This window comes from Saccharopolyspora griseoalba, from assembly GCF_042665275.1.
GTDB lineage: Bacteria > Actinomycetota > Actinomycetes > Mycobacteriales > Pseudonocardiaceae > Saccharopolyspora > Saccharopolyspora griseoalba.
In genome coordinates this window covers 140,291-167,219 of sequence record NZ_JBHTCJ010000005.1, presented here as the reverse complement: position 1 = coordinate 167,219, position 26,929 = coordinate 140,291, and the positions used below count along the sequence as shown (strand labels likewise).

Sequence of the window (26,929 nt, the reverse complement as noted above, 5' to 3'; positions counted from 1 at the left end):
CTACATGTCGTTGCTGAAGATGTCCCGGAGTGCTGCTGCTTCCTCGGCGAGCTTGTCCGGGTCGACGACGTTCTCGGAACCGTTTTGTGGCAGGAGCGGGAAAGGCCGTCCCGGAGCTGGGTCCTCGGTATAGCGCGGCAGCAGGTGGGTGTGTAGGTGCGGCACGGTGTTGCCCAGCGTTTCGTAGTTCATCTTGAGCGGCTGGTAGAAGGCGTTCAGCGCTCGAGCGACCGTCAGGACATCCCGCCAGTACGCGGACGCTTCAGCGTCGGTGAGCTCGAACGGTTCGACGACGTGTCGGCCGCGCCAGATCACCAGTGTGTAGCCGGGCTGAATCGCGGCGCGCTGCAGCACCGCGTCTGTGTGCTCGGTGGCATGGATGCGGATGCCGTACTGGTCTTCGTCGTTGCGCTGCGAGCGGCACATCTCGCAGCTCGCTCCGCTGATCCTGTCGGTCCAATCGGGCGGCCATCCGCTGGTCATGGCTTGATGTCGTCTTCCTGCCACTCGTAGGCGAACTCGTGCTTGTCGGCTGCGTAGATGTCGTGCGCAGCTTGGAGGGTCCGGCCGTTCTCGTCGTAGTCGACATCCCACATGTGCACGACCGGCACACCTGCCTGCAGCTCCAGCAGCTCCACCTCTTCAGGTGTCGGCATGAGCGCAGAGAAGACCTCAATGCCGCGAAAGAACCTGTGCCCGAGCTTCTCGATCAGCTCGTCAGGGCCTTCCGGGATCGCTTCCGGGCGTTCCAAGCCCGTCCCCTCGGCGATCCACATCGGGTAGTAGCTCGTGGACAGCACGACGGGCTCCCCGTCGAGGAGCTGTAGCCGTCGGCGGACGGCAGCCTCGTCGCCTGGTGCAGCCTGCAGCCATCGGGCGGCCGCACCTGGCAGAGCTTGACGGCCTACGAAGAGCATTCGTCGCGAGGGCGTCCTGCCCTGGTCAATTGCTCCGGCGTCGAACACGGGCTTCCCGGTGTCCCGGTGCGCTGAGTGGCGTCGGGCAGCCGAGACGCGCCGCAACGGCGGCCGTTGGCGTACGAAGGTGCCGCGTCCGAACTCCGCGGTGGCCAGACCCTCGGCGACGAGAATGCCGACGGCCTTCCCTGCGGTCGCCTTGGTGGTCCCGTACTGGGTGATGATCTGTCGCTCGGAGGGCAGGGCCGCACCTGGCGCGAGGTCCCCTCGAAGGATCGCGGACCGCAGGTCAGCTGCGATCTGCTTGCTCAGGGACTGACGCTCTGCCACTCAAGCCACCTCTCGTCTAGCTGCCACTTTAGCAACCTCTCTAGTGAGGTCACCCCACCCAGCTTGACAAGCCTCCCTAGGGAGGTGCAACCTATTGGCACCTCCCTAGGGAGGCAGACCGATAGGAACTTAACTCTCCTACGACGGAGGCAGAGATGCTGAGGAACATCCCGGCGAACATGCAGGGCTACAAGCTGATGGTCACCGAGCCGCCGCAGCCCAAGATGCGCGAGAACGACAACGGCATGCAGGAGATCGCGACCGACCGCAACGGTGTGCAGCAGTTCGTCGTGTCGCTGTTCGCGAAGCGCAAGGCCCAGCCCGGCGAGTTCGCGGGTAAGGGCGAGGAGATCCGGGTGACCCTGACCGCCGACCCCGGCGACGGCTTCGAGGAGGGCACCTACGTCCAGCTGATCGACGCGACGGTCAGCCACTGGGAGAACAACGGGCGCTCGGGCCTGTCGTTCAAGGCCAACGGGCTGACCCCGGCGGGCGCGGACCTGTCGGCCGCCGCCTGACGGTTCCGGATTCTGACCGTTTCTCTCTGACGCTTCTTTAAGCCGCATTTTCGGCTGTTTGTTGTTTGAGAATTCCAGAGTGGGCCGAGCTATGCCCAAAACCGGCGGGAATTGTCCGCCGGGAGGGCTTTATTGACCCCCGGCTGCATGCGTGTTCCGGGGGTCTTTATGGCTCTCGATTGAAGGGAAGTGATCAGTATGTCGTTGTGCTACTGCCCGGCGTGTGACATCAGCGCGAACCGGTATGCGCACTCGCAGGATCAGTTTTGCCGCCACTCGGCTGGGGAGGTGAGCTGATGGGTTGCCAGCACTGATTTTTCCACGTGGATTCCTCGGGGTGGGCGCAGTGCCAGGACTGCCCGCACCGCTGGAAGGCCTGCTGAAAACGAGTTGAAGGGAGACAGACATGGGTGAGGGTTTGGGTTTTCACGGATCCGGCTGCTTGGGACAGGGCGGTGATCCGGTGTGAGTTCGGAAACGGACTTGTTCGGTAACCCGGTGTTGCCGCTGCCCAAGCGTGAGGTGCCGCGGGAGGAGATCAACGACATGGAGTTGATCGAGAAGGTCCTGCGGGCAGCCTCGCGGGTGGGATTCGTGCTGGTGGGCGTGCGTGAGGACGTCTACAAGCGTCTGCAGGGCGATGAAGTCGAGCGCGTGCCCGAGCACATTGATGCCGCGGTGCATCAGCTGATCGAGGCGAAGTGGCTGGAGGTCGGCGGCACACACCACGTGCGCTACGACCGCTACCAGGGCCCCGCCCGGTCGGTACTGGTGCCGACTCGCTCGCGGCGCAAGGCCTACCTGTGGGGGGCTTTGTGCCCGGTGCCGAAGGCGGCCTGATCACCATGGCCGCTACGTGTTCGCGCTGGTGTGGCCAGCATGCCGAGGACCCGGCCTGCCGCTCCTGCCGCCTCGCACCCCTCGATGAGGGCGAATCGGGCGAGGTGAAGCTGCGGCAGGCGCTGACCGCGGTGCTGTATGAGCTGAAGTTCTACGAAAAGGAAGTTGACGCATCCACCGATCTGCCGTTCTCGTTCCGGCTGCACGAAGCCCGCACCGAATTGCACGAGGTCATCACCACGATGCGGTCCTGGGCCGCGGGCCACCTGAATGAGCTCGACGAAAGGAAATACCAGTGACCGATCCTGAGGAGGTGAGCCAGCACACCTGGGCGTGTGTGCGCAGGCTGCAGAACATGGAAACCCAGTTCACCGTGACCGGGCCTTTCCAGTTTTCCGACGCAGCCACTTACATGGCGTTTTCCGACGCTCTGCAGCGCGCTCAGTGGAATTTCGCGCAAGTACTGACCGACATTGACGACTAGGAGGTTGTATGCAGGTTCAGGCTGTGAACCGTCACGCGATGAGCAAGTACCAGGAGCTCATGACCGCGATCGCTCTGGTGCGGACCGCGCTGGATGAGGCCAAAAAGCTCCACAAGAAGATTCAGGATCCGGGCGAGACCGACTGGCGGCTGCCGGATCGCGACGAGATCGAGGGCGGCCACGCCCGGGCCGCGGTGCAGCTGACCGCGTTTCACGACGCGACGGTCAAGTGGGAAAAGGAACTCGTCTCGAAGGGATGGAGGGTCTGACGATGGGCAGCAACTACCAGGTGACCGCCACGATCGAGGACCTGGACAAGGCCATGAACGCCTTGCGCGAGGCGATGAAGGGCCTGCAGGTGCGCACGGCGGGGTTCAAGAAGGACCACGACGAGCTGGCGCGCGCGGTGGCCAACTACAAGGTCGACCTCGAAGACCTCGCCCCCTACATCCAGGCGAAATAACCCGAACAACGCACGTCCCTCAGGGGCTCGGCTACCGCTGCGGTGGTGGTCGAGCCCCTTCTTTTGTCTTCTTCCAGGGAGTTGATCAGTCATGGCATGGGCCAACCGACGTAAGGGCATGGAATGGCGTGCTGCTGGCTGGATGGCACGCCACCCCGCCATCACCACCACCCCGCCCGCACTGGCCACGAGCATGCTCGAGCTCGGGCCGGTCACCACCGGCAGCGCGCTGGCCGCCCTCGGAGCCGCGGGGCTGGGCTGGTACCGGGGCCACCCGAAGACCTTCGACCGGTGGGCCGCACCGGCTCTGCGTTCGGCGCGGCGTAGATGGGTGCGCTATGTCGGGCACCGCTGGCGCGGGCTGATGATCGATTGCGAGTTCGGCCGGGAGAACCGCCGCACCGGCCACATCGAAGTCCCCCGCCTGCTGCGGGTCCGCTCGGCTTCCCCGTCGATCGACACCCTGTATGTGAAGGTCCTGCGGGGCCAATCGCTCAAGCGGTTCCAGGACGCCACCGACGAGCTCGCGATGGCCCTGCGGGCCGACGCACTGGGGATCGTGAAGGTCAAGCCCGGCGTGATCGCCATAACCGTGGTCCGCGGCAACCCGTTCGAGCAGGTGATCGACCCCGCCGAGATCCCCGCGGATTCCTCGGATGTGGACCTGTCGGCGCTCTACCTCGGTGAGGACGAGTACGGCAACGACTGGACCGAACCGCTGATCGGGCAGCACTGGCTCGGGGTCGGTGCGACTGGCTCGGGCAAGGGCTCGCTGATCTGGAACCCCCTGCGCGCGATGGGACCGGCGATCCGCGACGGGCTCGTGCAGGTGGACATGTGCGACGTCAAGGGCGGCATGGAGGCAGGCAACGCCCGCCCCCTGTTCGACCGCTACGCCGACGAACCCGGCGAAGCCCTGGAGGTCATCGAGGCCTTCCGCGACGACATGAAGTCCACCCAGCGCGAGCTCGGGGAGGCGGGCAAGCGCAAGTTCACCGTCAGCCACGACACCCCGCTGCGGGTGCTCATGGTCGACGAGCTGGCCATGATGACCGCCCTCGGCGAATCCGGCATCACCCGCAAGGCCGTCAAGCTCCTGGCCGAAGTCATGACCCAGGGCCGCGCGGCCGGGTTCTCGGTGTGTGCCTACCTGCAGGAACCGACCAAGGACATCCTGCCGGTGCGTGATCTGTTCACCCGCCGGATGTGCCTGCGCACCACCGCCGAAAACCACGCCGACATGGCCCTCGGCGAAGGCATGCGGGTCAAGGGCGCGCTGGCCGACGAGATCCCCGCCGACGAGGAACACGCCGGAATCGGCTTCCGCGTCGACCAGTACGCCCGCCGCCCGGTCCGGGTGCGCGCGGGCTACGTCTCCGACGACGACATCAGCGAACTCGTCCGCACCTGCCCGGCACCCACCGGCGACACCAGCTCCAACGTCGTCGAGTTCCGCCGTGACGACGACGCCGACGAAGACGCGGCCTGACCACCCACGCAGAAAGGAACCTCATGGACTCGACGCGGCACTTCTACGCCGGATCGCCGAACGCGATCGTCTCGCTACGCCCCAGCTCGGAGGGGGTCACGGTGGCCATCACCTGGCCCTGCGACGACGACAAGCCCGGCGCGGCATGCCACCTGAGCTTCGACAGCTTCAAGCACCTCATCGCGGACGGAGTTCAGATCCAGACCGCCGCACTCGAAGCCAACCATCCCGATCAGTACGCACTGTTCACCGACCAGGAAGGAACGAACCGATGAAGCCCGTTGTGCACGTGGAACTGACCGGCAAGGCCATCAAGACCGTGCTGCTGTTACTGGCCATCGCCACCGCGATCCTCGCGTTGGTGTGGCTGGTGATCAGCCCTGCCTACGCCATCGCTGGAGGCATCGGCGTGGTCCTGGTCGTGCGGGGCCTGTATGCCCTGTTCACCCCCAGCACGGAGTAGGAGGCTGGCGTGTCCGAACCCAACGAACCCGACCAGCCCGAGCGCGACGAGGGCAAGGCGGATAAGGGGCAGACGCGGCGGGTCCGCAAGCTCGGAGACCGCATCTCCGAAGCCCGCCACCTGCGTGGCCTGGTGCGTGACCCGGATCTGCAGGCCGTGGAGATGGAGCGCAGCGGGCGGCGCACGTTGGTGGGGTTGTGGTTCTTCCTGGCGCTGGGGCTGGTGTTCACCACCGCTGGTGTGCAGCGCTTCCTCGCCGGAAAGACCACGATGGCCGATCCATTGTGGTGGGCGGCCTGGACCGTCGAGCCGATGTTCGCCGGTCTGCTGATCGTGCTGCTCAACTTCGAAGCCGTGATCCTCTCCCACGGCATCGAGCCGGATCACGACTGGTGGTCACGCCTCAAGCACGTGCTGCTGGCCTCCACGATGGCTATGAACGTCATCCCGCAGGTCATGCCGCTGGTCAGCAGCTCGTGGGGTGAGTTCAATCCGGGCTCGGCGGCGGTACACGCGATCATCCCGGTCATCGTCTACGGCATCGCCGAGGTCATCCCGGTCATCCAGGCCCGCCAACGCGCGGTCATCCTCGCCGCCTACGAAGCAGCCGACGCCACCGCACCACCGCCCGCCGAACCGGCTCCACCGGCACCGCCGAAGCCGCCGGAACCTGTAGCCGGCACGGCACCGCCGAAACCCTCGGAATCCGCGGCCGGCACGGCAACTCGGGAGCAGCGGACCGCGGAGATCCCCAAGGCCATCAGCAAGGGACCGAAGTTGCCGCCGCCGATGGCTCAGGCGGTCCAGTCGGCTTTCGCCCGCGCCCAGCAGGAAGGGCGCGAGTTCACCGCAGGCGACGTCAACGCCGTCATCAAGGTTGCGCCCGACCTGGCTGAACAGATCGTGGCCAGCTACACCCAACCCACCAATGGCCACGCCCTCGCGTAAAAGGCGTTGCCGCACAACTGAAAAGCACCGTTCGCTCGGCGGGACGCCACCCGGCGAGCACACGGCCCGGTGACGTCCCGCCCTGTCCTTCGTCAGGAGGTGGACATGTCACCGACCGCGCTGATGACCGCGCAGGATTACCGCGCACGAGTCGCTGACGGCTTCCAACACCGCGCCCGCAGCACCGACTTCCAGCAGTGGCGCGCGCAGACCGCCAGCACCGGCGGCTGCACCCACCCGATCCGGCTGTCGGGCTCGTGGGCCATCCAGGACACCGCCACCGGTTCGGCGCTTGCCTCCCGCACTGGGCATGTCACCGTCCCGTGTGGAAACCGCCGCGAATCAGTCTGCCCGTCGTGCTCGGATCGCTACGCCGCCGACGCCTTCCACCTCCTGCGAGCCGGGCTCTCCGGCGAAACCAAGGGCGTGCCCGCCTCAGTCGCCGACAAGCCCCGCCTGTTTCTCACCTTGACCGCACCGAGCTTCGGGCCGGTGCACAACCGCCGGGCGCCTGGCGGGAAGGCAATCCCATGCCGCTGCGGCGACTACCACCACCCTGATGACCCGCGGATCGGGCAGCCGCTCGAGCCCGGCAGCTACGACTACACCGGGCACGTGCTCTGGCAGGCCCACGCCGGGCAGCTCTGGCACCGCTTCACCACCAACCTCAAGCGCCACCTGGCCACCGCGGCCGGGCTCCCGCAGCGCCAGTTCGCCGACCACGCCCGGCTGTCGTTCGCCAAGGTCGCTGAGTTCCAGCGCCGCGGCGTCATCCACTTCCACGCCGTCATCCGCCTCGACGGCCCCGACGGAGCCAGCGACCCCACCCCAAGGTGGGCCACCCCCGAGGTGCTCACCGAAGCGATCCGCATCGCCCACGCCAACACCGCCATCACCTCACCCGAGGTCAACGGGCGCAGCTGGGAGCTGGCCTTCGGCGAACAGATCGACATCCGCCCGATCCGCCCGGCCAACGCCAACCAAGTCGAAGACGAGCACGGCGTGATCACCGATGACCGGTTGGCCTCCTACGTGGCCAAATACGCCACCAAGGGCACCGGCAAAAGCGAGGCCGTCGACCGGCGTATCCGCACCCAAGCCGACATCGACCGGCTGACGGTCACCGACCACCACCGGCGGATCATCCAAACCGCCTGGGACCTCGTGGCCCCGGTGCCTTGCCCGGACTGCCACCCCGAGGGCTTCCACACCACCGACGGCTGCGGCTGCCAGCACGCCCAGTACTGCCACACCTGCGGCAACGGCGGCGAAGTCACCCGCACCACCCGCCTGCACCGGCTGCACCCCGACCAGGCCGACAAGCCCGACCCGCTGGACGCGCTCAAGCTGCGCCACTGGGCCCACATGCTCGCCTTCCGCGGCCACTTCCTCACCAAATCCCAGCACTACTCCGTGCCCTTCCGGCACATCCGCGACGACCGCCGCCGCTACCGGCACGAAGAAACCCTCACCGAACTCGGCGTCACCGACGACACCATCACCGTCATCAACGACTGGTCCCTGGTCAGCGTCGGCCACCGCACCCAAGAAGAACGCGAACTCGCCGCGGCCATCGCCCAACGCCAACGCGACGCCCGCAAACACCGCCTCGCCAACGAAAGGAAGGACTAACCATGATCCGCAACCTCTGGAGCCCCCAAGACGTCGCCAGCTACCTCGGCGTCCCGGTCGGCACCGTCTACCAGTGGCGGAGTCGTGGAGGCGGACCTCCCGGTCGTCGAGTTGGCAAGCACGTTCGGTACAAGCCCGACGAAGTCGAACGATGGTTCGCGGACCTTCCCGAGGAGGTGATCTGATGCCTCGCCCGTCACTCGAAGTTGGGACGTACGGCAAGATCCGTACCCAGAAGACCTCCACGGGCTACCGAGCCATCACGCAATACCGCGACTTCGACGGCGTTACTCGGCAGGTGGAGCGAACGGGGCCGTCGGCGGCGAAGGCGACCCGGAAGCTCAAGAGGGAACTCGCCGACCGGCTTGCGCCCGTGCAGAACTCCGGCTTGTCGGCCGACTCAAGGTTCCGAGAGGCCGCCGCGCTGTGGATCGAGGAGTTCGAGCGATCCGTTGAAGAGGGCGTGCGCTCTCCGACCTCACTCGATACCTATCGCGGCAGACTCGACAGCTACGTGCTTCCACCGCTGGGCGAACTCAGGCTGCGCGAGGTCACGACCTTCCGTGTTGAACAGACCTGCCAATCGGTGCGACGCAACCTGAGCGTCGATTCGGCACGAACGGTTCGCAACATCATCTCGGGAATCTGCGGGCTCGCCGTTCGCTACCGGGCCATGCAGACCAACCCCGTCCGCGACATGAGCGCGCTGGAAGGACGCCGCAAGGCATCCCGGGCGCTGGAGGCGGATGAGATGAAGGACTTGCTGCACAAGCTCGACACCAGCGACTTCGCCGTCCGTCACGACCTGCCGGACCTGGTGCGCTGGTATGCCGGGACCGGAGTTCGAACCGGCGAGGCGCTCGCGGTCCACTGGGGCCACCTGGATCTCGAAGCCGGAGTCGCCGACTGGGCAGGCAACCTGATCCGAGCAAAGGGGACCGGTCTGATGATCAGCGACGGCAAGACCGAGGTGTCGGAACGCGTCTTGGTGTTGCCGGACTGGTTGACCTCGATGCTCCGCGAGCGGCGCACGAGGGTGGGGGAGCGGTTTGGCTGTGACCCCGCCGAGCTGACAGGTCCGGTCTTTCCCAATACCAAGGGCGGGCTCCGCGACAAGCACAACACCCTGGCTCGTTGGAGAGAGTTCCGAGCGGGGACTGACTACCCGTGGGTGACCTTCAAGACCTTCCGCCGCTCGGTCGCGACCATCCTGGACGAGGCCGGGCTCAGCGCTCGCGAGATCGCCGACCAGCTGGGGCACTCCAAGGTCTCAACGACCCAGGACATCTACATGGGGCGTCGAGTGAAGAGCCGCAAGGCCGCTGAGGCGCTGGGGAAGGCCGAATGGTTCGGTAGTTGAAATGAGGGAGGTGCGGATCAACCGTGCCTCCCTCATTGCGTTTGCCGCTCCAACCGGCCTCAGCTGGGTATCGAACGATCGTCACCGGGGGAGTCCGAGGTTGAGTGGTTCGCCGAGTAAAGCATGGGAAAAGCATGGACACGATCAAGGCTCTTGTGTCTGAGGGCAGCGTGACGAGGGAAGATGTGGGGCAGGTGGGACTTGAACCCACGACCTGACGGATTATGAGTCCGCTGCTCTGACCAGCTGAGCTACTGCCCCCAGCGGTGCTCTCTGTATCGAGATCGTAGCGAGGTCGCAGCGCGGTGTAGGCGCCGGGTGGAGCGGCCGTCCGGCCCATGCCCGCGTTGGTCGCATCGGTGGAAATGCCTGGGCAACGCCGTTGGTGCGGGCGGAGCAGTGATCGACTACGACGCTGTCGTTGATCTTGCGCAGGGGTCTCGATCAGCAGCGCGAGGGGGATATCAGGTCTCGGTCGCACAGGTGGCGGAGTTGCTGCTCGCCGCTGGTGGGTTCGCGGCCGCAGGCCGTGCCGCAGCGCTGGTGGCCGGGTAGCTGCTCGTACCGCTCGGCTTCGTGGGGGTAGCCGGTGCGCTGCTGGTAGCTCCGGTAGGGGTCGGGTGGCTGCCCGGCGGGGTGCACGGCGGGTGTGGTCGGTGCGTCGGTCGAGGACGGTGGTGCCACCGGTGCGCCCTCGGAGGCGAGCAGTGCGATCGCGAGGACGGTGGTCGCGATCGGCCTGCTCATGCGCCCCTCCTCGACGGCCCGGAACCGGTCGGCCGAGTATCGGGTGCCGCTCCCATGAACGCGACCGCAGTGATCGGTCGGCGCGATGTGGTCGGCTCGTGGGCTCGGCCGAGGAGATGGTCGCCGCACCGCGCGGCTGGCGCTGCTGCCTGGCGGCGATCGCCGGGGATCGGTTCGTCCTGCCGGACGGCCCCGCCCCGAGGAGATCGCGGAGTTCTGCGCTTCGCCGCCCGAGGTCGCGCTGGACCGGGCGTCGTTGATGCGGACGTTGTCGCAGGTCGTCGACTCGTCCACCCCCGGAAGAACCTCCTGAACGCGACGCCGAACAGGAGGTGATTCCGGGGGGATCAGGAGGTGATTCGGTCAGGAGAGGGCGGTGGCCAGGGCCTTGTACGCCGACAGGGGGTCCTCGCCGAGGGGTTGGATGGCCACGTGGTTGGCGCCTGCCTCGACGTGGGACTTGAGGCGGGTGGCGATCTCCTCGGCCGTGCCGTGCACCGCCAGGTCGTCGACCAGGCGGTCCGAGCCCGTGCCCGCGACGTCCTGATCGGTGTAGCCGAAGCGCTTGAGGTTGCGCGTGTAGTTGTTCAGGCGCAGGTAGAACTGGATCATCGGGCGCGCCGTGGTGCGGGCGCGCTGCGGGTCGGGATCCAGCACGACCTTCTGCTCCGGGGCGAGGATCGGCTCCGCCCCGAGCACGCTGCGCGCCTTCTCGGTGTGCGCGGGGACCGTCAGGTACGGGTGGGCGCCCGCGGCCCGGTCGCGGGCCAGCTCCAGCACGCGCGGGCCCAGCGCCGCCAGCACCCGCCCGGAGGCGGGCACGCCCTCGGCGTCCAGCACGTCCAGGTAGTTCACCAGCGCGGTGTAGGGCTTGGTGTACTCGGCGGTGGCCTCGCGGTGGCCCGCGCCGATGCCCAGCAGCAGCCGGTCCGGGTGCTTCTCGGTCACCCGGTGGTAGGACTCGGCGACGGCCTTCGCGTCGGAGTTCCAGATGTTGACGATGCCGGTCGCGACCGCGATCCCGTCGGTGGCCTCCAGCAGCCGTTCGACGACGCCGAGGTCGGCGGGCGGGGAGCCGCCCACCCAGATCGTGCCGTAGCCGAGCTTCTCGACCTCGACCGCCAGTTCGGGGGACAGGTCGGTGTGCGGGCGCCAGATTCCGATCTTGCCAAGCTGTGCCGTCATGCCCCGCGCAACGATCGCCGGTGCGACCGCATTCCGATCGTCCCCCGGTCGGGGATCACCCGTCCTTGCGCCAGGCGTAGGCCGCCGAGATCGGGTGGTCGCGGAACCGCTCCCACTTCGGCTTGACCGCCAGCCAGTCGTCGTCGATCACGCCCTCGTGCAGCTCCGCCAGCCGCCAGCCCGCCCGCAGGCCCGCGCGCGCGTGGTCGCTGATCAGGTGCACGTTCGTGCTGATCGCGACGTTCTCGCCCGCGGCGTTGGTGTAGTGGGTGGGCATGCCCGAGGTCATGATGAAGTGCGGGTGGTAGGTGACCAGCACGAACGAGGCCTTCGGCGCGGCCAGCCGGTAGGCCTCCGCGTAGAGCGGCCCGAGGTCGGCGAGGTGCTCGTCGATCAGCGAGCAGATCACCAGGTCGTAGGACCCGCTCTCCAGCCCGGTGCTGATCGCGTCGCCCTCCACCAGCCGGTCGTGCGCGCCCCGGCGGCGGGCCAGGTCCAGCATCTCCGGGGTCACGTCGACCCCGTCGACGCGCGCCACGCCCTTGCCGCGCAGCCACTCGCCGGTGCGGCCGGTGCCGCAGCCCAGGTCGGCGGCCCGCGCCACCTCCGGCCACACCGGATCGACCAGGCGCTCCAGCAGCGCCAGGTCCATCACGTCCTCGACGGTGTCCTCGTAGGAGGCCACCCACTCCACGTACCCCGTCCTGACGTCGACCGTCCGATAACCGCGCGCGTCGAAACCGCTGAACTCCATGCCGCCGATTCTGTCCGGGCGCGGCCCTGGCGGAAAGCGGTTTTCCGGCGGGGTCAGCGCAGCGGCAGGCCCACGTAGTTCTCCGCCAGCGTCGTCGCCGCGGCCTGCGAACTGCGCAGGTAGTCGAACTGGGACTGCTGCAGCCTGCGGTCGAACTCCTGGTCCGGCCCTTCGAAGCGGTGCGTCAGCGAGGTCATCCACCAGGAGAAGTGCTGCACCCGCCACACCCGGCGCAGGCAGGCCGCCGAGTACTCGTCGAGACCCGTCTCGCTGCCGGTGCGGTAGTGGTCGGTGATCGCCTCGGCCAGCCGGTCCACGTCGGCGACCGCGAGGTTGAGGCCCTTGGCACCGGTCGGCGGCACGATGTGCGCTGAGTCGCCGGCCAGGAACAGCCTGCCGTGGCGCAGCGGCTCGGCGACGAAGCTGCGCATCGGCGTCACCGACTTGTCGAAGATCGGGCCCTCGCGCAGCTCCCAGCCGGGGGTGCCCAGCCGGGTCGCCAGCTCGTCCCAGATCCGCCGGTCCGGCCAGTTCTCGATCGGCTCGTCCGGGGCGCACTGCAGGTAGAAGCGGCTGATCGTGGACGAGCGCATGCTGTGCAGGGCGAACCCGCGGGAGTTGTTGGCGTAGATCAGCTCGTCGGTCGAGGGGGCGACCTCGGCGAGGATCCCCAGCCAGCCGAACGGGTAGACCCGCTCGTAGACGCGGCGCACCTCGGCCGGGATCGCGTCCCGGCACACGCCGTGGAACCCGTCGCAGCCCGCGACGAAATCGGCCTCCAGAGTCCGCGCCCGGCCCTCGTGGGTGAAGGTCACGCTCGGCCGGTCGGTGGTGATGTCGTGCACCGCCACGTCGTCGACCTCGAACAGCACCTGGCCGCCGTCGGCGCTGCGCCGCTCGTTGAGGTCGCGCACCACCTGCTTCTGCCCGTAGACGGTGATCGAGCGGCCGGTGAGCTCGGCGAACGGGATGTGCACCCGCTCCTGGTCGAACTGCACGAACACGCCCTCGTGCACCTCGCCCTCGCGCTGCATCCGCTCGCCGAGCCCGCAGTCCCGCAGCAGGTCGACCGTGCCCTGCTCGAGCACCCCGGCCCGAACCCGCTGCTCGACGTAGTCCCGGCTGCGCCGCTCCAGCACCACCGAGTCGACGCCCTGCAGGTGCAGCAGGTGGGACAGCAGCAGACCGGCGGGTCCTCCGCCGACGATGGCGACCTGAGTGCGCAACACGAACCTCGCTCTCCGATGCGGACCGCACCACTGTCGATCGTCGCCCGCCGATCGGCCATCGCCGGGCTTCCGCTGAGCGGTAGTCCGCTTCGCCCGGAGCGGCCACACCCTCTCGGCCGGTGCCGGAACGCGCCCGGGGATGCCAGCATGTGGGCGTGGCGAAGTCGCAGCGGGCCGGTCGGCCGCGCGATCCCGAAGTCGAGCCGCGAGCCCTGCGGGCCGCGCGCGCGATCTACGCCGCGCGCGGGTGGAGCGGGTTCTCGCTGGACGAGATCGCGCGCCGCTCCGGGATCGGCAAGGGCTCGCTGTACCTGCGGTGGCCGGACAAGGCCTCGTTGCTCATCGCCGCGGTGCGCGAGCGGGTCGGGTTCATCGCCGAGATCGACACCGGCGAGCTGCGCGCCGACCTGCTGGAGCTGGCGCGCGGGTGGCGGGACTACCTGCGCACCGAGGAGGGCGCGCTGATCTTCCGGCTCAACGTCGACGCCCGGTTCTCCCCGGAGCTGGCCGCGGCGATGGCCGACGACCCCTACCCGGAGCACATCCGAGCCACGAGGGCGATCGTGCGGCGGGGCGTCGAGCGCGGCGAGCTGCCCGAGGCGACCTCGGTGGCGCTGGTGGCCGACCTGATCGCGGGGGCGGTCACCAACCACGTCAACACCACGCCGCCGGACCTGCTGGACGCCGAATCCCCGGACTACGTCGACGCCCTCGTCGACACCGTCCTGACCGGGGTCCGCGCCGGCTGACCGCCGGCTCACCCCACCGAGGTGGTCAGCCGCGCGAGTTCGTCGAGCTTGCGCAGGGTTTCGTCGCGCGGCCGGGTGGGCAGCAGCAGGAGCGCGGAATCCACGCCCGCGTCGGCGTAGCCGGCCAGCTCGGCGGCGTCGGCCGGCGCGGCGTAGACCGACACCGGGACCCGCCATCCGGCTCGGTCGCGGACCTTCCCGATGAGCTCGCCGAGGTTCTCGGTGCCGCCGCGCGGCAGCCAGCCGCCGCCGTACTCGGCGACCCGCGCCATCGAGCGCTCGCTCTCGCCGCCGATGTAGATGGGCGGGTGCGGTCGCTGCACCGGCTTGGGCCAGGCGCAGATCGGGTCGAAGTCGACGTGCTCGCCGTGGAACTCCGCGGCCTCGGCGGTCCAGATCTCGCGCATCGCGCGGATCCGCTCGTCCATCAGGGCGCCGCGGGTGCGCGGATCGGTGCCGTGGTTGCGCATCTCCTCGCGGTTCCAGCCGGCGCCGACCCCGAAGATCGCCCGGCCGCCGGAGATCAGGTCCAGGCTGGCGACCTCCTTGGCCGTGGTGATCGGGTCCCGCTCGACGACCAGCGCGATCCCGGTGGCCAGCCGCAGCCGCTCGGTTACCGGCGCGATCGCCGACAGCGCCACGAACGGGTCGAGGGTGCGGTAGTAGATGCGCGGTAGGTCGCCGCCGCCCGGGTACGGCGTTTCGCGGCTGGCGGGGATGTGCGTGTGCTCGGCGATGAACAACGAGTCGAACTCGCGCTCCTCCAGCGCTCTGCCGAGGTCGGCGGGGGCGATGCCCTCGTCGGTGATGAACGTGGAAACGCCGAATTTCACCGGGAACCTCCTCGAATTGGCCTGCACCTCCAGGCGTACCGCCGCGGCCCCGGCTCGGCAAGAGCGGCCGGGTTTCCCGAATCGGCCTCGGCGCGGCGCGCCGCTCGTTAGACTGAACGGCCGTTGAACGCAGCGGAATCGGTGAACTCGCGCGAATCCGGTCGCAACCTGAGGAGGGGTCTCGGGCGTCATGCACGAGTGTGACGGTGTCGATCGCCTTGCCCCTGGCCGCCCTACCGGGCGACGGGCCGGCGGAAATGGATGAGCTGACGGGCAAGCTGACCGATCTGTACCAGCAGCACTACAAGCAGCTGCTGCGGATCGCGGCCTTGCTGGTGGACGAACGCGCCGCCGCCGAGGACGTCGTGCAGGACGCCTACCTGCGGGTGTTCCGCTCGCGGAGGAACCTGAAGGACCCGGAAAAGGCGCTGGCGTTCCTGCGCACCGCGGTCGTGAACGGCGCGCGGTCGGCGCTGCGCAAGCGGTCGGTGTTCCGCCGCTACCGCGCGCAGCTGGCCACCGAGGACCACGTGCCCGACGACACCGGACGCGGCATGGACCGCATGGTGCTCGCGCAGGCGCTGGCCTCGCTGCCGCGCAGGCAGCGCGAGGCGATCGTGCTGCGCTACTACGCCGACCTCAGCGAGCAGCGGGTCGCCGAAGTGATGGGGTGCAGCCCGGGCACGGTGAAGTCCTACTGCTCGCGCGGGGTGTCCAAGCTGTCGGCGTTGTTGGGGGAGCGGGTTTGAGCCAGCGCAAGGAGGACGTCGAGCTGGTGCGCGCCCAGCTGCACCGGCTGGTCGACGACGTCGAACCCGCGCCCGACGCGCTGCCCCGGCTGCTGTCGGCGGCCCGGCGCCGCTCGGCGCGCCGCCGCGTCCCGGTGCTGGTGGGCGTGTCGGCTGCGCTGGCCTGCGCGGCGTTCGTCGGGCTCGCGCTGGGCCTCTTCGCCCAGTCGCGCAGCACTCCGGTCGCGGTGCAGCCGGACAGCTACGTCGCCGCCGCTCAGCCCGGGGTGATCGCGGCCTTCGACGTGCGCACCGGGCGGCAGAAGGCCGAGGTCGCGCGGGTGCGCGGCGCCGACGGGTCGGACCTGGCCACCGACTCCGGCCGCGTGTTCACCTCGGTGTCGACTCCCCGCGGCCGCCGGGTGGTGGAGATCGCCCCGGACGGGGAGCGACGCACCATCGCCGAGGTGGCCGACGGGCGCGCGCTGACCGCCGGGGGCGGGCGCGTGGCCTACGTCGACGGCGCCAACCACGTGGTGACCCTGGGCGCGGGCGGTCGCCGCGAGCTGCCCCTGGACGGCATGGCGGTGCTGGACCTGGCCCTGGCCGACGACGGCGAGCTGGCCCTGCTGGTCGAGCGCGCCGGAACGCGCGACGTGCTGGTCGCCGGTCCGGGCGCGACCACTTTGGACGGATCGCGGGAGCTGCGCGTGGTGGCGCCCTGCGGACCGCTGGCCATCGCGTGGCGCGCGGACTCGGTGGCCGCCGTGGAACCCGACTGCTCGATGCGCCGGGCCAGGGTGGCGACCTACGACGCCGCGGCGGGCCGCAAGCTCGCCGCGGGCCAGGCCTTCGACACCCCGCCGCTGGCGCCCGACGGCCTGGACCTGTCGGCCGACGAGCTCGGCCGGTTCCTGGTCTCGGCCGCCGACCGGGGGCAGTGGCTGGTCGACGGAACCCAGGTCCGCCGCATCCCGCCGGCCTGCGACCCCGAAGGCCACTGCGCCGACGGCTCGGCCACCTTCTAGTCGCTGGTCCGGGTGCCGCGCACCCGCACGCCCCGGGCGGGACACGCCCCCGATGTGATCAATCGTCGCGTTCGGTCGCGGCGGCTGGGGAGCATGGGCGCGGGTGTCCCTCGACGGGTTGGGTGGTCCGTGCGCACGCAGCGAGGAGAAGTGGTGCGGTTGTGCCGGGTGGTGCTGCAGCGCCCCCGATGGCAGCAGTTCGCGGCGTTCGTGATCTCGCTGTGGACGCTGGCCTGGATCACCGGGCACTTCCTGGCACCGGTGGAGGGGCCGAGCGCGATCGACGTGCTCGACCGGTTCGGCGCGCGGTTCGGCGTGGTCGGCGGCCCGTGGGCGCAGCAGCTGGCAGCCGCCTGGCGCGAGGGCGGGGCCGCCCTGGTCGTGCTCGGCGGGCTGCTGTGGGCGGCGACCACCGAGCGCGGGCAGACCCCGGCGCTGCTGGGCTGGGTCGCGGTGATGCTCGGCGCCGAGCGGCTCGGGTACCGGCCGGCGATCCTGGTCGCGCTGGCCACCATGGTCGGCTTCGTCGCGGTGCTGTGGGTGGCCGCCCGGCTGGCGCGCCGCTTCGGGCACGGCGCGCTGCTCCCGCCGGACGTGCTGCGCGCGGGAGTCACCGCCGCCGCGCTGTCGGCTGTGGTGCCGCTGTTCGCGCCGCTGCTCTTCCTGTCCCGGCTGGGCAGCCCGTACCTCACCAAGGGGCCGCGGGTGATCCCGAGCGCGCGCGGCGAGGACGACGCGGTCGGCGGGCGGTCGCGGCGCTCTACCGCGGAGTGAGCCGCAGCGCGCGCTCGGCCATCGCGCGCAGCGCGGTGTCGTCGGGGCTGGATTCGCGGTTGGACCAGGCGGTCTGCACGATCCGCACCGCCGCGTCGCGCTGCTCCACGACCCGCGCGGCACCGGCGAACCGCTCGCGACCGCCCAGGGCGGTGATCCCACCGGTGCCCGGGGCGGTCGCCAGCGCGCGCAGCTCGGCGGCGGCCTCCGGAGCCCCGGTGCCGATCTCGACCACCGACACCCGCACCGGGCCTCCGGACGCTGCCGCCCGGTGCGACTCCCGCCGCAGGGTCGAGCAGCCGTGCTGCTCGAACCAGCTCCGCAGGTCGCCGAAGGCGTGGCGGGCGCAGGAGGTGTCGGTGGACACCGCCTGCTCGGTGAAGCGCACCCCGTCGACCCGCTGCGCCACCACGGGCTCGGCGCGCGGCCAGGCGAGCGCGATCGCCAGCACCGCGCACAGCACCACCAGCAGCGCGGCGGCCGCGATCAGCACCGGACGTCGCGGCACGCGCGCCGCCGCGGGCCGGGACGGTTCGGCGTACTTCGGGATCAGCGCCGTCTCGCGCCTGGCCAGGTCCGTCTCCGGGGAAGCCGGGAAGCCCTCGGCGAGCAGCAGCTCCACGTCGAGGTCGTCCTCCCGCTCCACGCCCAGCAGGCGCAGCAGCTCGCGCGCGGACTCGGCCGAGCACGGCGTCTCGTAGGTGGCCAGCTCGCGCGCGGCGGCGAGCAGCGCGGTCGTGCTCGGCGAGATCACCCGGACCCCGCGGTGCAGATCGGCGGTCGGCTGGGTGATCTGCCCGGCGTAGGGGCCCACGGCCACGATCGCGGCCACCGGCAGCGGTTCCATGCCGCGCGACTGCGCGCTGCGCGCGAGCGCGGCGGCCGACTCCAGGCCCTCCTGGCCCGGGTTGACCTTGCCCTCGGTGCGCACCAGCGGCCAGCCGTCGACCGTCCACGGGGTGCCCAGCGGGGCGTCCAGCTTCGCGGCGGGTTCGGGCAGGTCGACGCCGTGCACCACGACGATCCCGCGCGGCTGGGCGATCACCGCCTCCATCGGGCGCGGGCTGCCCGGCGGCCGGGCGCCGAGCACGGCGACGCCGCCCAGCACCGACCGGCCCGCACCCCACGCGGCCAGCGCCGCCCGGACGTCGGCGCCGACCTCCGCCGACTTGTCGCCGAGCCGCACCACGTGCATTCCAGACCTCCCAGGACCGCTGCGAGGCGGGGCCTCCGGCCACCGCCGCGTCGACGTTAGCCGGGCGCGGGGTGCGTTGTCCCCGAGATCGTTCTTTCGCCCGTTCGAGTGGATCTCGTTGCCCTGTTGACCCCGTCGGCTTGGTGCGTCCGAGGGAACGCGAAACCCGTGCGCCGCGCCCGGGATCTGCGATTTCAGCACAACGGAGCAATTGGTGCGGTACGTCCGCGCGCGGTTCGAGGCGCGTCTCGGGAAAGGTGAACCCGCTCTCCGCCGGTGGCGAAGATCTCCACCGGCGATGCAGAATGACGCCGCAATCTGGTGATCGTCGGGTTCGCGAGGTCGTAGGGGAAGACGTCCCTCGTCGAACAGCGGAGGTCAGCAGTGAGCACCCGTGGCAGCGACCGTGGCCACACCACCGGTGTGGTCTACGTTCACTCGTCGCCGTCTGCGGTCTGCCCGCACGTCGAGTGGGCGATTTCCGGCGCACTCGGCATCCGGACGGAACTCCGCTGGACGGCCCAACCGGCAGCCCCAGGGCAACTCCGCGCGGAGTGCAACTGGACGGGCGAGCCGGGTACTGGCGCGCGCCTGGTGACGGCCTTGCGCGCGTGGCCGATGCTGCGCTTCGAGATCACCGAGGACCCGAGTCCCGGGATCGACGGCCAGCGGTTCTGCCACGCGCCGGGGCTCGGCCTGTGGCGCGCGTGCACCGGCGCCAATGGTGACATCGTGGTCAGCGAAGATCAATTGCGCACGCTCGCGGCCAACGCCAAGGGCGCCGACGCCTTCGGGCACCGGGTGGACCAGTTGCTCGGCACGGCCTGGGACGACGCCCTGGAGCCCTTCCGCCGCGCCGGCGACGGCGCACCCGTGACCTGGCTGCACCGCGTCGGCTAGGAACCGCTCGAAACGAGCTTCGCCCGGCGGTTTCGCCGGGCCGCCCCACGGCGCGCGGGCGTTGTGCCAAGCTGTTCGGCGTGCGTTGGCTGAAATGGGGGATACCGCTCGGTCTCGTCGTGCTGCTCGTCGCCGCGGGCGGTGGCGTGCTGCTCGCCCAGCAGGAGTTCGCGGGCGCGCGGGAGAACTCCCAGCGGCAGGCGGCCGCGCAGGCCGTCGGTTCCGAGCGGACCTCGCGCTCCGGCGTGGTGTACTCGGCTGACGCGGCGGCCTATCCCGACCAGCGGATCATCGAGGGATTGCTGGACAACTACTTCGACGGCATCAACCGCAAGAACTACGAGCTGTGGCGGTCCACGGTGACCCCGAGCAAGTGGAACGAGCTGCCGAAGTCGAAGTGGCAGGAGGCCTACGACAGCACCCGCGACTTCGACATCCGGGTCAACCGCATCGTCCCGGCGAAGGACCGCTCCGCGCTGGTGATGCTGAGCTTCAAGAGCGAGCAGGCGCTGGAGGACGCCCCGCCGCAGGTGCAGTCGCGCTGCGTGCAGTGGAACGTGGTCTACCCGGTGGTCCTCTCGGCGACCGGCAACGCCCAGCTCGACATCAGCAAGCTCCCCAACAGCGCCATCGCGGCGCCCTGCTGATCGGCTCGCGCGGACCCGGCGCAGCGCGAGGCGGCCGACTGGTTTCGCGGGCCGCCTCGCGCGCGGGGGTCACAGCGGGATGTTGCCGTGGGCGCCTCGGCCGGCGGGCGCGGCGGCGAGCGCTTCGGCGATCCGGCGGCGGGTGGTCTTCGGGTCGATGACCTCGTCGACCACGCCGATCGACATCGCCCGGCCCACACCACCGGCGACCCGCTGGTGCTCCTCGGTCAGTTCCTCGACCAGCTGCTCGCGCTCCTCCTCCGGAGCGGCGGCGATCTTCTTGCGGTGCAGCACGCCGACCGCGGCCTTGGCCCCCATCACCGCGGTCTCGGCCTCGGGCCAGGCGAGCACCGAGGTGGCGCCCAGCGCGCGGGAGTTCATCGCGATGTAGGCGCCGCCGTAGGACTTGCGGGTCACCAGGGTCACCCGCGGCACGACCGCCTCGCCGAAGGCGTGCAGCAGCTTCGCGCCCCGGCGGACCACGCCGCCCCACTCCTGCCCGACGCCCGGCAGGTAGCCCGGGACGTCGACCAGCACCAGCAGCGGAACGCCGAAGGAGTCGCACATCCGCACGAAGCGGGCGGCCTTCTCGGCCGACAGCGAGTCCAGGCAGCCGCCCTTGCGCAGCGGGTTGTTCGCGATCATGCCGATGCTGCGGCCGCCGAGCCTGCCCAGGCCGATCACCACGTTCGGCGCCCACTTGGCCTGCAGCTCCTCGAAGTCCGCCGAGCCGTCGGGGCGGCTGTCGAGCACGCCGCGGATCACCGGCTTGACGTCGTAGGCGCGCTGCGGGCGGTCCGGCAGCAGCGCGCGCAGGTCCTCCTCGTCCTGCACCGAGTGCAGGTCGAACATGCCGGGCCGGGCGAACAGGCCGGTCAGCCGCCGGGCGCGCTGGTAGGCGTCGGACTCGTCGGAGGCGACCACGTGCACCACGCCGGACTTCTCGCCGTGCGCGCTGACCCCGCCCAGGCCCTCCTGGTCGATGTCCTCGCCGGTGACGCTGCGGACCACGTCCGGGCCGGTGACGAAGACGCGGCCCTTCGGCGACATGATCACCACGTCGGTCAGCGCGGGACCGTAGGCCGCGCCGCCCGCGGCGGGACCGACGACCACGGAGATCTGCGGGACCCGACCGGAGGCGCGGGTCATCGCGGCGAACATCTCGCCCATGCCGTTGAGCGACTCCACGCCCTCCGGGATGCGGGCGCCGCCGGAGTGCCACACGCCGATGACCGGGCAGCGCTCGCGCACCGCCACGTCGATGGCGTCGACGATGTGCCCGCAGCCCTCGGAACCCAGCGCACCGCCCATCTTGGTGGCGTCGCTGCAGTAGACGATGACCTTGGTGCCGTCGATTCGGCCGCGCGCGGCGAGCATGCCGCTGTTGTCGCGCGGGTGCAGCGGCTCGATCGATTCCGCGTCGAGCAGTTGCTCCAAGCGCACCTCGGGATCGCGCGGATCTCGTCGCTCCTGCTCGGCTTCCAGCCGATCGGCCAATGCCGTCATGGGGTTCCTCCGGAAGTTCGGGGTGTCAGCAGGCCGCGAGCGCGGCCGAGCGGCGCCGCTGACGAGAGCGCGTCGCGGCGGGTCGAAACGCAGCTCGGCGGGGACGGGTCAGCGCCCGTCCCCGCCGGCGGCGATCATGCCCTGGCGAAGGCGAGCGCGACGTTGTGCCCACCGAAACCGAAGGCGTTGTTGATGGCGGCGGTCTGCTCGACGTGGCGCGGCTTGTCGGCCACCACGTCCAGCTCCACCTTCTCGTCGAGCGTCTCGAGGTTGCGGGTCGCCGGGATGACGCCGTGGTGCAGCGACAGGATCGTCACGATGCTTTCCACCGCGCCGGCGCCACCGACCAGGTGGCCCAGCGAGCCCTTCGGCGCGGTCACCACCGCGCCGTCGCCGATGGCCTTTCGCACCGAGTTCGCCTCGCCCACGTCGCCCACCACGGTGGAGGTCGCGTGCGCGTTGACGTGCCCGATGTCGCTCGGCGAGAGCTCGGCGGCCTCGAGGGCCTTGCGCATCGCCGCGATCTGGCCCAGCCCGTCCGGGTGGCTCCCGGTGATGTGGTAGGCGTCCGAGGTGATCCCGGAGCCGGCGAGGCGGCCGTAGATCCGGGCACCGCGGGCCTTGGCGTGCTCGGCGCTCTCCAGCACCACCACGCCGGCGCCCTCGCCCATGACGAACCCGTCGCGGTCCACGTCGAACGGCCGGGACGCGCGATCCGGCTCGTCGTTGCGGGTGCTCAGGGTCCGCGCCTGGTTGAACCCGGCCACGGTGATCGGGTGGATGCAGGACTCCGCACCACCGGCGACCACCACGTCGGCCTGCCCGGACCGGATCATGTCCAAGCCCTTGGCCAGGCCCTCGGCGCCGGAGGCGCACGCCGAGGCCGGCGAGTGCACGCCCGCGCGAGCGCGCAGGTCGAGGCTGACCATGGCGGCCGGGCCGTTCGGCATGAGCATCGGCACGGTCAGCGGCGAGACCTTGCGCAGCCCCGAGGTCTCCAGCAGGTCGTCCTGCTGCAGCAGGGTCAGCGGCCCGCCGATGCCGGTGCCCAGCGAGACGCCGAGGCGGTCCGGGTCGACGGGCTCGGACTCGTCGGTGGGCAGCTCCAGGCCCGCGTCGGCCCACGCCTCGCGCGCGGCGATCACCGAGATGGCCTCGCAGCGGTCCATCCGGCGCAGCTGCACGCGCGGCAGGACCTCGCTCGGCTCGACCGCCAGCGGTGCGGCGATCTTGGTGGGCAGCTCGTAGGTGTCCAGCCACTCGACGTCCAGGCGCTGGATGCCGGTGCTTCCGTTGAGCAGTCCGTCCCAGGTGGACGCGACGTCACCGCCCAGCGGTGTCGTCGCGCCCAGCCCGGTGATCACGACATCGGTGGTCATGCGTTCTTGGTGATGTAGTCCACCGCATCACCGACGGTCTTGAGGTTGGCCAGCTCGTCGTCCGGGATCTTGACGCCGAACTTGTCCTCGGCCTGCACGGCGATCTCCACCATGGACAGCGAGTCGATGTCCAGGTCGTCGACGAAGGACTTTTCGGTGGTCACGTCGGCGGCGTCGACACCGGCGACCTCCTCGACGATGGTGGCCAGACCGGAGGTGATTTCTTCGTTCGACACTGGGTTTTCCCTTCCTGGTTCCTGCTGAACCGCGAGCGCAGGAGCCCGCGGTGGTTTCTGGGGTCAGGGGCAGACGGCGACCTGGGCCGAGTAGGACAGCCCGGCTCCGAAGCCCACGAGCAACATCACGGCCCCGCTGGGGATCTCCCCGGCCGACCGCATGTGGTCGATGGACAGCGGGATGGACGCCGACGAGGTGTTGCCGGAGTAGACGATGTCACGCGCGACCACCAGGTCGTCGCGGGCACCCTGGTTCTGCAGCTTGCGCGCGATGGCCTCGACGATGCGCAGGTTCGCCTGGTGCGGGACCAGCACGTCCACATCGGACAGCTGCAGCCCGGCGGCCTCGACCGCCTGCGCGGCGACCGGGGCGATCTGCGTCGTCGCCCACCGGAAGACCGACTGGCCCTCCTGGTAGATGTACTTGTTCTCGCGCAGGTAGATGGTGTCGACCAGGTCGCCCGCGCTGCCGAGCACGCCCGGCCCCAGCTGCGGTTCCTCGGCCGGGCCGACCACCGCGGCACCTGCGCCGTCGGCGAAGATGATGCAGTTGGCGCGGTCCTCCCAGTCCAGCCACTCCTGGAACCGCTCGGAGCCGATCACCAGCACGTTGCGCGCCGAACCCGCGCGCACCGCGTCGGAGGCCAGCGAGGTCGCGTAGACGAACCCGGCGCAGGCGGCGTTGAGGTCGTAGGCGCTCCGGGCCTTGATCCCGATCTGGTCGGCGACCTGCGCGGCGGCGTTCGGGATCCCGCCGGGCATGGTGCAGGTAGCCACGATCACCTGGTCCACGTCGGACGGGCTCAGCCCGGCGTCGGCCACCGCCTTGGCACCGGCCTCGACGGCCATGCTGACCACCGTCTGGTCGTCGTCGGCGAGGCGGCGGTGCACGATGCCGACGCGCTGCTGGATCCACTCGTCGTTGGTGTCGACGATCTTGGCCAGGTCGTCGTTGGTGACGACCCGGTTGCCCTGGGTGCTGCCGAAGCCCAGCAGCTTCGTGCCCTCGACGGTGGGCTTGGTGGCGATGCGGGGCAGGCTCACGCGGCGCTCCCGATCAGTTCGGCGACCTTGTCCAGGTCGGCAGGTGTCTTGAGGGCGACGGTCTGGACGCCCTTGAGCTCGCGGCGCACCAGGCCGGTCAAGGTGCCCGCGGGCGGGAACTCCACGACGGCCTCGACCCCGCGCTCGGCGAGGGTGGCCATGCAGCTGTCCCAGCGCACCGGGTTGGTCACCTGGTCGACCAGGCGGCGCAGGATCTCCCCGGCTTCGGAGACCACCGCGCCGTCGGCGTTGGACAGCAGCGGCCGGGTGGCGTCGTTGGTCTTTACGTCCTCGGCGTGCTTGGCCATGGCCTCCTTGGCCGGGGCCATGAACCGGGTGTGGAAGGCGCCGGCGACCGGCAGCGGGCGGACCCGGGCGCCCTCCGGCGGTTCGGCGGCCAGCTGCTCCAGCGCACCGGTCTTGCCCGCGGCCACGATCTGGCCGGTGGCGTTGCGGTTGGCCGGGTCCAGGCCCAGCTTCTCCAGGTGGGCCAGCACGGCGGCCTCGTCACCGCCCAGCATCGCCGACATCCCGGTGGGCTCCAGCGCGCATGCGGCGGCCATCTCCCGGCCGCGCACCGCGGCCAGCGCCACCGCGTCGTCCGGGCTGAGCGCGCCGGCAACCGCGGCGGCGGCCAGCTCGCCGACGGAGTGCCCGGCGACCGGGGCGTCGGCCGGCACGGTCACCCGGCGGTCCAATTCCTCGGCGGCGATCAGCGACAGCGCGACCACCAGCGGTTGGGTGACTGCGGTGTCCTTGATCTCCTCGGCCTCGGCGGTGGTGCCGAGGCGGGTCAGGTCGAGGCCGGTCAGCTCGGACCAGGCGCCCAGCCGTTCGGCGACGCCGTCGAGCTCGAGCCACGGGTTGAGCATCCCTGGGGTCTGGGACCCCTGTCCGGGGGCGAGAAGCGCGATCACTCTTGCCACTGAACACTCCACGGCCTGATCGGGGTGATGCCGGGAGAAACGAAGTCCGGCGGCCAAAATTGTGGGGTGTCTACAAGTCAGGCGTCCACCAGGCACGGAAACCGCGGGCAATCTTGTGGGTACTGACCGGTAAATAGCCGACAGGTGAACCGGTTGCGACCGGGCGTGAACGCTGCGTCGTCGAGTCGATCACCACAACCCGCGGGCCTTGGCCAGCCGCCCGACGGCCAACCCGGTCCGCAGCACGTGCGCGTCGCGGGCGTTGGCCGGGGTGCGACCGGTGAGCTCGGCGACCCGGCGAAGCCGGTAGCGCACGGTGTTGGGGTGCACGTAGAGCTGCTTGGCGCAGTTCTCCAGGACCCCGCCGACCTCCAAGTAGGTGTCCACGGTGTCCATCAGCGCCCCGCCGGCGTCGGCCAGCGGCAGCACGATCTGCTCGACCAGCTGGCGCTCGGCCTCCGGGTCCCCGGCCAGCGCGCGCTCGGGGAGCAGGTCGCCGGAGGGCACCGGGCGCGGCGCGGTCGGCCAGGCCACCACGGCGCGCAGCGCCGACATCGCGTCGCCGGCCGAGCGGTGCGCCTCGGCGAGGCTCGGCGTGGTGGGGCCGACGACCACCGCCCCCTCGCCGAAGGCCTCGGCGAGCCGCTCGGCGGTCTGCTCCACCGCGGAGCTCTCGCCGCTGCCGCCGAAGACCACGACCAGCCTGCTGCCCTGGACGCCCAGCAGCACCGGGCAGCCGACCCGGGCCGCGCGGCTGCGCACCTGGTAGACGATCGTCGGCGGGTCGTCCGAGGGCGCGTTGCCCACCAGCACGGTGGCCTCCGATGCCGGGTCCCAGCCCAGCGCGGCGGCGCGGGAGAGCAGCGACTCCTCGGCGTCGCCGCGGACGATCCCGTCGACGACCAGGGCCTCCAGCCGGGCGTCCCAGGCGCCGCGCGCCTCGGCGGCTGCCGCGTAGGAGGTGGCCGCGGCGAAGGCGATCTCCCGGGTGTAGCGCAGGATCGACTCCAGCAGCAGGAAGCGCTCGTGCTCCTGCTCGGCCAGCCCGGGCAGCTGCTGCTCGAAGACGTCGATGGCGACCCGGACGAGCTCCAGTGTCTGCCGGAGGCTGACCCAGCGGGACAGGTCCTGGGGCGCGTGGCGGAAGGCCTCGGCGGTCAGCCGGATCGACTGCGTGGGGTCCTCCAGCCAGGCCACGAAGTTGGCCACGCCGGTCTGGGTCACCAGCTGCACGCTGGCTCGCTGGTCGGCGGGCAGCCGGTTGAACCACGGCAGCCGCTGCTCCATCGCGGTGATGCTGGCCGTCGCGAGCCCGCCGGAGGCCCGCTCGATGCCGCGGAGGGTGGCCGCGGAGATGTCGGAGGGCGTACCGGTGTCCCGCTCACCAGCGCGTTCGGTACTCATGGCCCCAGAATCGCACGCCTCGGATCAGCGCGGGGCGACGGAGGTGGGGATGCGACCGGGTTCACCGGGCGTCCCAATCAATTCCGGAGAGTAATCACAAATCAGACCATCGAGCTACGTGGTTCATTATTTCGTGAAGCATGTTGTTCTTGCTGTCGAGAAGTCGATCGAGAACGATTCCGCGACGACGCGACTTCGCTTGAACATTTCGAGGAGAAATA

The 26,929-nt window shown here is 70.3% G+C and carries 33 protein-coding genes and 1 tRNA gene; 19 read left to right on the top strand and 15 right to left on the bottom strand.

Annotation, left to right across the window (positions count from 1 at the left end; all coding sequences use genetic code 11):
• Together ACFQRI_RS11935 and ACFQRI_RS11930 are read right to left on the bottom strand one after the other, a co-directional pair.
• Positions 1-483 (bottom strand): HIT family protein, encoded by a 483-nt coding sequence (locus tag ACFQRI_RS11935; protein ID WP_380667681.1) that lies wholly within the window; start codon positions 481-483, stop codon positions 1-3.
• A complete protein-coding gene (locus ACFQRI_RS11930) occupies positions 480-1,247 on the bottom strand; it encodes a GntR family transcriptional regulator (protein ID WP_380667679.1) in 768 nt (255 codons plus the stop codon). Before ACFQRI_RS11930 ends, ACFQRI_RS11935 begins: the two co-directional genes overlap by 4 nt.
• Before the next feature lie 155 nt (positions 1,248-1,402).
• Here ACFQRI_RS11930 and ACFQRI_RS11925 point away from each other — a divergent pair, with 155 nt between their 5' ends.
• The 13 genes from ACFQRI_RS11925 to ACFQRI_RS11865 all read left to right on the top strand — a co-directional run bounded on the left by ACFQRI_RS11925 (position 1,403) and on the right by ACFQRI_RS11865 (position 9,444).
• On the top strand, positions 1,403-1,765 hold the full coding sequence (locus tag ACFQRI_RS11925) for a hypothetical protein (RefSeq protein WP_380667677.1): 363 nt from the start codon (positions 1,403-1,405) through the stop codon (positions 1,763-1,765).
• 465 nt (positions 1,766-2,230) lie between these two features.
• Entirely contained in the window at positions 2,231-2,605 is a 375-nt protein-coding gene (locus ACFQRI_RS11920) for a hypothetical protein (RefSeq protein ID WP_380667675.1), read from the top strand.
• Complete coding sequence (locus ACFQRI_RS11915; RefSeq protein ID WP_380667672.1) at positions 2,581-2,904, top strand: hypothetical protein; 324 nt, start codon at positions 2,581-2,583, stop codon at positions 2,902-2,904. Before ACFQRI_RS11920 ends, ACFQRI_RS11915 begins: the two co-directional genes overlap by 25 nt.
• Entirely contained in the window at positions 2,901-3,089 is a 189-nt protein-coding gene (locus ACFQRI_RS11910) for a hypothetical protein (protein ID WP_380667670.1), read from the top strand. The genes ACFQRI_RS11915 and ACFQRI_RS11910 overlap by 4 nt, the downstream gene beginning before the upstream one ends.
• Positions 3,090-3,127: 38 nt before the next feature.
• Positions 3,128-3,358, top strand: a complete 231-nt coding sequence (locus ACFQRI_RS11905; RefSeq protein WP_380667668.1) for a hypothetical protein — start codon at positions 3,128-3,130, stop codon at positions 3,356-3,358.
• A 2-nt stretch (positions 3,359-3,360) separates the two neighbouring features.
• Positions 3,361-3,552, top strand: coding sequence for a hypothetical protein (locus ACFQRI_RS11900; protein ID WP_380667666.1), 192 nt, complete (start codon positions 3,361-3,363; stop codon positions 3,550-3,552).
• 142 nt (positions 3,553-3,694) lie between these two features.
• On the top strand, positions 3,695-5,041 hold the full coding sequence (locus tag ACFQRI_RS11895) for a cell division protein FtsK (protein ID WP_380667664.1): 1,347 nt from the start codon (positions 3,695-3,697) through the stop codon (positions 5,039-5,041).
• A gap of 23 nt (positions 5,042-5,064) precedes the next feature.
• On the top strand, positions 5,065-5,316 hold the full coding sequence (locus ACFQRI_RS11890; RefSeq protein WP_380667662.1) for a hypothetical protein: 252 nt from the start codon (positions 5,065-5,067) through the stop codon (positions 5,314-5,316).
• Positions 5,313-5,504 (top strand): hypothetical protein, encoded by a 192-nt coding sequence (locus tag ACFQRI_RS11885; protein ID WP_380667660.1) that lies wholly within the window; start codon positions 5,313-5,315, stop codon positions 5,502-5,504. The genes ACFQRI_RS11890 and ACFQRI_RS11885 overlap by 4 nt, the downstream gene beginning before the upstream one ends.
• Before the next feature lie 9 nt (positions 5,505-5,513).
• The gene (locus tag ACFQRI_RS11880) at positions 5,514-6,452 is read left to right on the top strand and encodes a hypothetical protein (protein WP_380667658.1); all 939 of its coding nucleotides are present in this window, start codon (positions 5,514-5,516) and stop codon (positions 6,450-6,452) included.
• Between the two features lie 105 nt (positions 6,453-6,557).
• A complete protein-coding gene (locus ACFQRI_RS11875) occupies positions 6,558-8,084 on the top strand; it encodes a replication initiator (RefSeq protein ID WP_380667656.1) in 1,527 nt (508 codons plus the stop codon).
• Between the two features lie 2 nt (positions 8,085-8,086).
• Entirely contained in the window at positions 8,087-8,269 is a 183-nt protein-coding gene (locus ACFQRI_RS11870) for a helix-turn-helix domain-containing protein (protein WP_380667654.1), read from the top strand.
• Positions 8,269-9,444 carry a tyrosine-type recombinase/integrase gene (locus ACFQRI_RS11865; protein WP_380667652.1) on the top strand — a complete coding sequence of 392 codons (1,176 nt, stop codon included), beginning with the start codon at positions 8,269-8,271 and terminating at the stop codon, positions 9,442-9,444. The genes ACFQRI_RS11870 and ACFQRI_RS11865 overlap by 1 nt, the downstream gene beginning before the upstream one ends.
• 186 nt (positions 9,445-9,630) lie before the next feature.
• Here ACFQRI_RS11865 and ACFQRI_RS11860 read toward each other — a convergent pair.
• The 5 genes from ACFQRI_RS11860 to pobA all read right to left on the bottom strand — a co-directional run bounded on the left by ACFQRI_RS11860 (position 9,631) and on the right by pobA (position 13,356).
• A tRNA-Ile gene (locus ACFQRI_RS11860) sits at positions 9,631-9,705 on the bottom strand.
• 183 nt (positions 9,706-9,888) lie between these two features.
• Positions 9,889-10,191 carry a hypothetical protein gene (locus ACFQRI_RS11855; protein WP_380667650.1) on the bottom strand — a complete coding sequence of 101 codons (303 nt, stop codon included), beginning with the start codon at positions 10,189-10,191 and terminating at the stop codon, positions 9,889-9,891.
• A gap of 363 nt (positions 10,192-10,554) precedes the next feature.
• Positions 10,555-11,376 (bottom strand): LLM class F420-dependent oxidoreductase, encoded by an 822-nt coding sequence (locus tag ACFQRI_RS11850; RefSeq protein WP_380667648.1) that lies wholly within the window; start codon positions 11,374-11,376, stop codon positions 10,555-10,557.
• Between the two features lie 55 nt (positions 11,377-11,431).
• Complete coding sequence (locus ACFQRI_RS11845) at positions 11,432-12,130, bottom strand: class I SAM-dependent DNA methyltransferase (protein ID WP_380667646.1); 699 nt, start codon at positions 12,128-12,130, stop codon at positions 11,432-11,434.
• 53 nt (positions 12,131-12,183) lie between these two features.
• Entirely contained in the window at positions 12,184-13,356 is a 1,173-nt protein-coding gene (gene pobA / locus ACFQRI_RS11840; protein ID WP_380668057.1) for a 4-hydroxybenzoate 3-monooxygenase, read from the bottom strand.
• Positions 13,357-13,514: 158 nt separating this feature from the next.
• Here pobA and ACFQRI_RS11835 point away from each other — a divergent pair, with 158 nt between their 5' ends.
• On the top strand, positions 13,515-14,108 hold the full coding sequence (locus ACFQRI_RS11835; RefSeq protein WP_380667644.1) for a TetR/AcrR family transcriptional regulator: 594 nt from the start codon (positions 13,515-13,517) through the stop codon (positions 14,106-14,108).
• Positions 14,109-14,116: 8 nt separating this feature from the next.
• On the opposite strand, the gene ACFQRI_RS11830 is transcribed toward ACFQRI_RS11835, so the two are convergent.
• Positions 14,117-14,941 (bottom strand): LLM class F420-dependent oxidoreductase, encoded by an 825-nt coding sequence (locus tag ACFQRI_RS11830; RefSeq protein WP_380667642.1) that lies wholly within the window; start codon positions 14,939-14,941, stop codon positions 14,117-14,119.
• Positions 14,942-15,198: 257 nt separating this feature from the next.
• Here ACFQRI_RS11830 and ACFQRI_RS11825 point away from each other — a divergent pair, with 257 nt between their 5' ends.
• The 3 genes from ACFQRI_RS11825 to ACFQRI_RS11815 all read left to right on the top strand — a co-directional run bounded on the left by ACFQRI_RS11825 (position 15,199) and on the right by ACFQRI_RS11815 (position 17,471).
• The gene (locus ACFQRI_RS11825; RefSeq protein ID WP_380667640.1) at positions 15,199-15,690 is read left to right on the top strand and encodes a SigE family RNA polymerase sigma factor; all 492 of its coding nucleotides are present in this window, start codon (positions 15,199-15,201) and stop codon (positions 15,688-15,690) included.
• Positions 15,687-16,697: a hypothetical protein gene (locus ACFQRI_RS11820; protein ID WP_380667638.1), complete on the top strand. Its 1,011-nt coding sequence runs from the start codon at positions 15,687-15,689 to the stop codon at positions 16,695-16,697. Before ACFQRI_RS11825 ends, ACFQRI_RS11820 begins: the two co-directional genes overlap by 4 nt.
• A gap of 153 nt (positions 16,698-16,850) precedes the next feature.
• Positions 16,851-17,471: a hypothetical protein gene (locus ACFQRI_RS11815; RefSeq protein ID WP_380667636.1), complete on the top strand. Its 621-nt coding sequence runs from the start codon at positions 16,851-16,853 to the stop codon at positions 17,469-17,471.
• On the opposite strand, the gene ACFQRI_RS11810 is transcribed toward ACFQRI_RS11815, so the two are convergent.
• A complete protein-coding gene (locus tag ACFQRI_RS11810) occupies positions 17,458-18,666 on the bottom strand; it encodes a hypothetical protein (RefSeq protein ID WP_380667634.1) in 1,209 nt (402 codons plus the stop codon). The two genes, ACFQRI_RS11815 and ACFQRI_RS11810, sit on opposite strands and share 14 nt — an antisense overlap.
• A gap of 423 nt (positions 18,667-19,089) precedes the next feature.
• On the opposite strand from ACFQRI_RS11810, the gene ACFQRI_RS11805 reads away from it, so the two are divergent.
• Together ACFQRI_RS11805 and ACFQRI_RS11800 are read left to right on the top strand one after the other, a co-directional pair.
• Positions 19,090-19,566, top strand: a complete 477-nt coding sequence (locus ACFQRI_RS11805) for a DUF3145 domain-containing protein (RefSeq protein WP_380668055.1) — start codon at positions 19,090-19,092, stop codon at positions 19,564-19,566.
• 80 nt (positions 19,567-19,646) lie between these two features.
• Positions 19,647-20,213, top strand: coding sequence for a hypothetical protein (locus ACFQRI_RS11800; RefSeq protein WP_380667632.1), 567 nt, complete (start codon positions 19,647-19,649; stop codon positions 20,211-20,213).
• Positions 20,214-20,282: 69 nt separating this feature from the next.
• On the opposite strand, the gene ACFQRI_RS11795 is transcribed toward ACFQRI_RS11800, so the two are convergent.
• The 6 genes from ACFQRI_RS11795 to ACFQRI_RS11770 all read right to left on the bottom strand — a co-directional run bounded on the left by ACFQRI_RS11795 (position 20,283) and on the right by ACFQRI_RS11770 (position 26,708).
• The gene (locus ACFQRI_RS11795) at positions 20,283-21,719 is read right to left on the bottom strand and encodes an acyl-CoA carboxylase subunit beta (RefSeq protein WP_380667630.1); all 1,437 of its coding nucleotides are present in this window, start codon (positions 21,717-21,719) and stop codon (positions 20,283-20,285) included.
• 134 nt (positions 21,720-21,853) lie between these two features.
• Positions 21,854-23,098 (bottom strand): beta-ketoacyl-[acyl-carrier-protein] synthase family protein, encoded by a 1,245-nt coding sequence (locus tag ACFQRI_RS11790; protein WP_380667628.1) that lies wholly within the window; start codon positions 23,096-23,098, stop codon positions 21,854-21,856.
• Complete coding sequence (locus ACFQRI_RS11785; protein WP_380667626.1) at positions 23,095-23,334, bottom strand: acyl carrier protein; 240 nt, start codon at positions 23,332-23,334, stop codon at positions 23,095-23,097. The genes ACFQRI_RS11790 and ACFQRI_RS11785 overlap by 4 nt, the downstream gene beginning before the upstream one ends.
• A gap of 63 nt (positions 23,335-23,397) precedes the next feature.
• A complete protein-coding gene (locus ACFQRI_RS11780; RefSeq protein ID WP_380667624.1) occupies positions 23,398-24,378 on the bottom strand; it encodes a beta-ketoacyl-ACP synthase III in 981 nt (326 codons plus the stop codon).
• Positions 24,375-25,295, bottom strand: coding sequence for an ACP S-malonyltransferase (locus ACFQRI_RS11775; protein ID WP_380668053.1), 921 nt, complete (start codon positions 25,293-25,295; stop codon positions 24,375-24,377). Before ACFQRI_RS11775 ends, ACFQRI_RS11780 begins: the two co-directional genes overlap by 4 nt.
• Before the next feature lie 198 nt (positions 25,296-25,493).
• On the bottom strand, positions 25,494-26,708 hold the full coding sequence (locus ACFQRI_RS11770; RefSeq protein ID WP_380667622.1) for a PucR family transcriptional regulator: 1,215 nt from the start codon (positions 26,706-26,708) through the stop codon (positions 25,494-25,496).
• Positions 26,709-26,929: the final 221 nt, after the last annotated feature.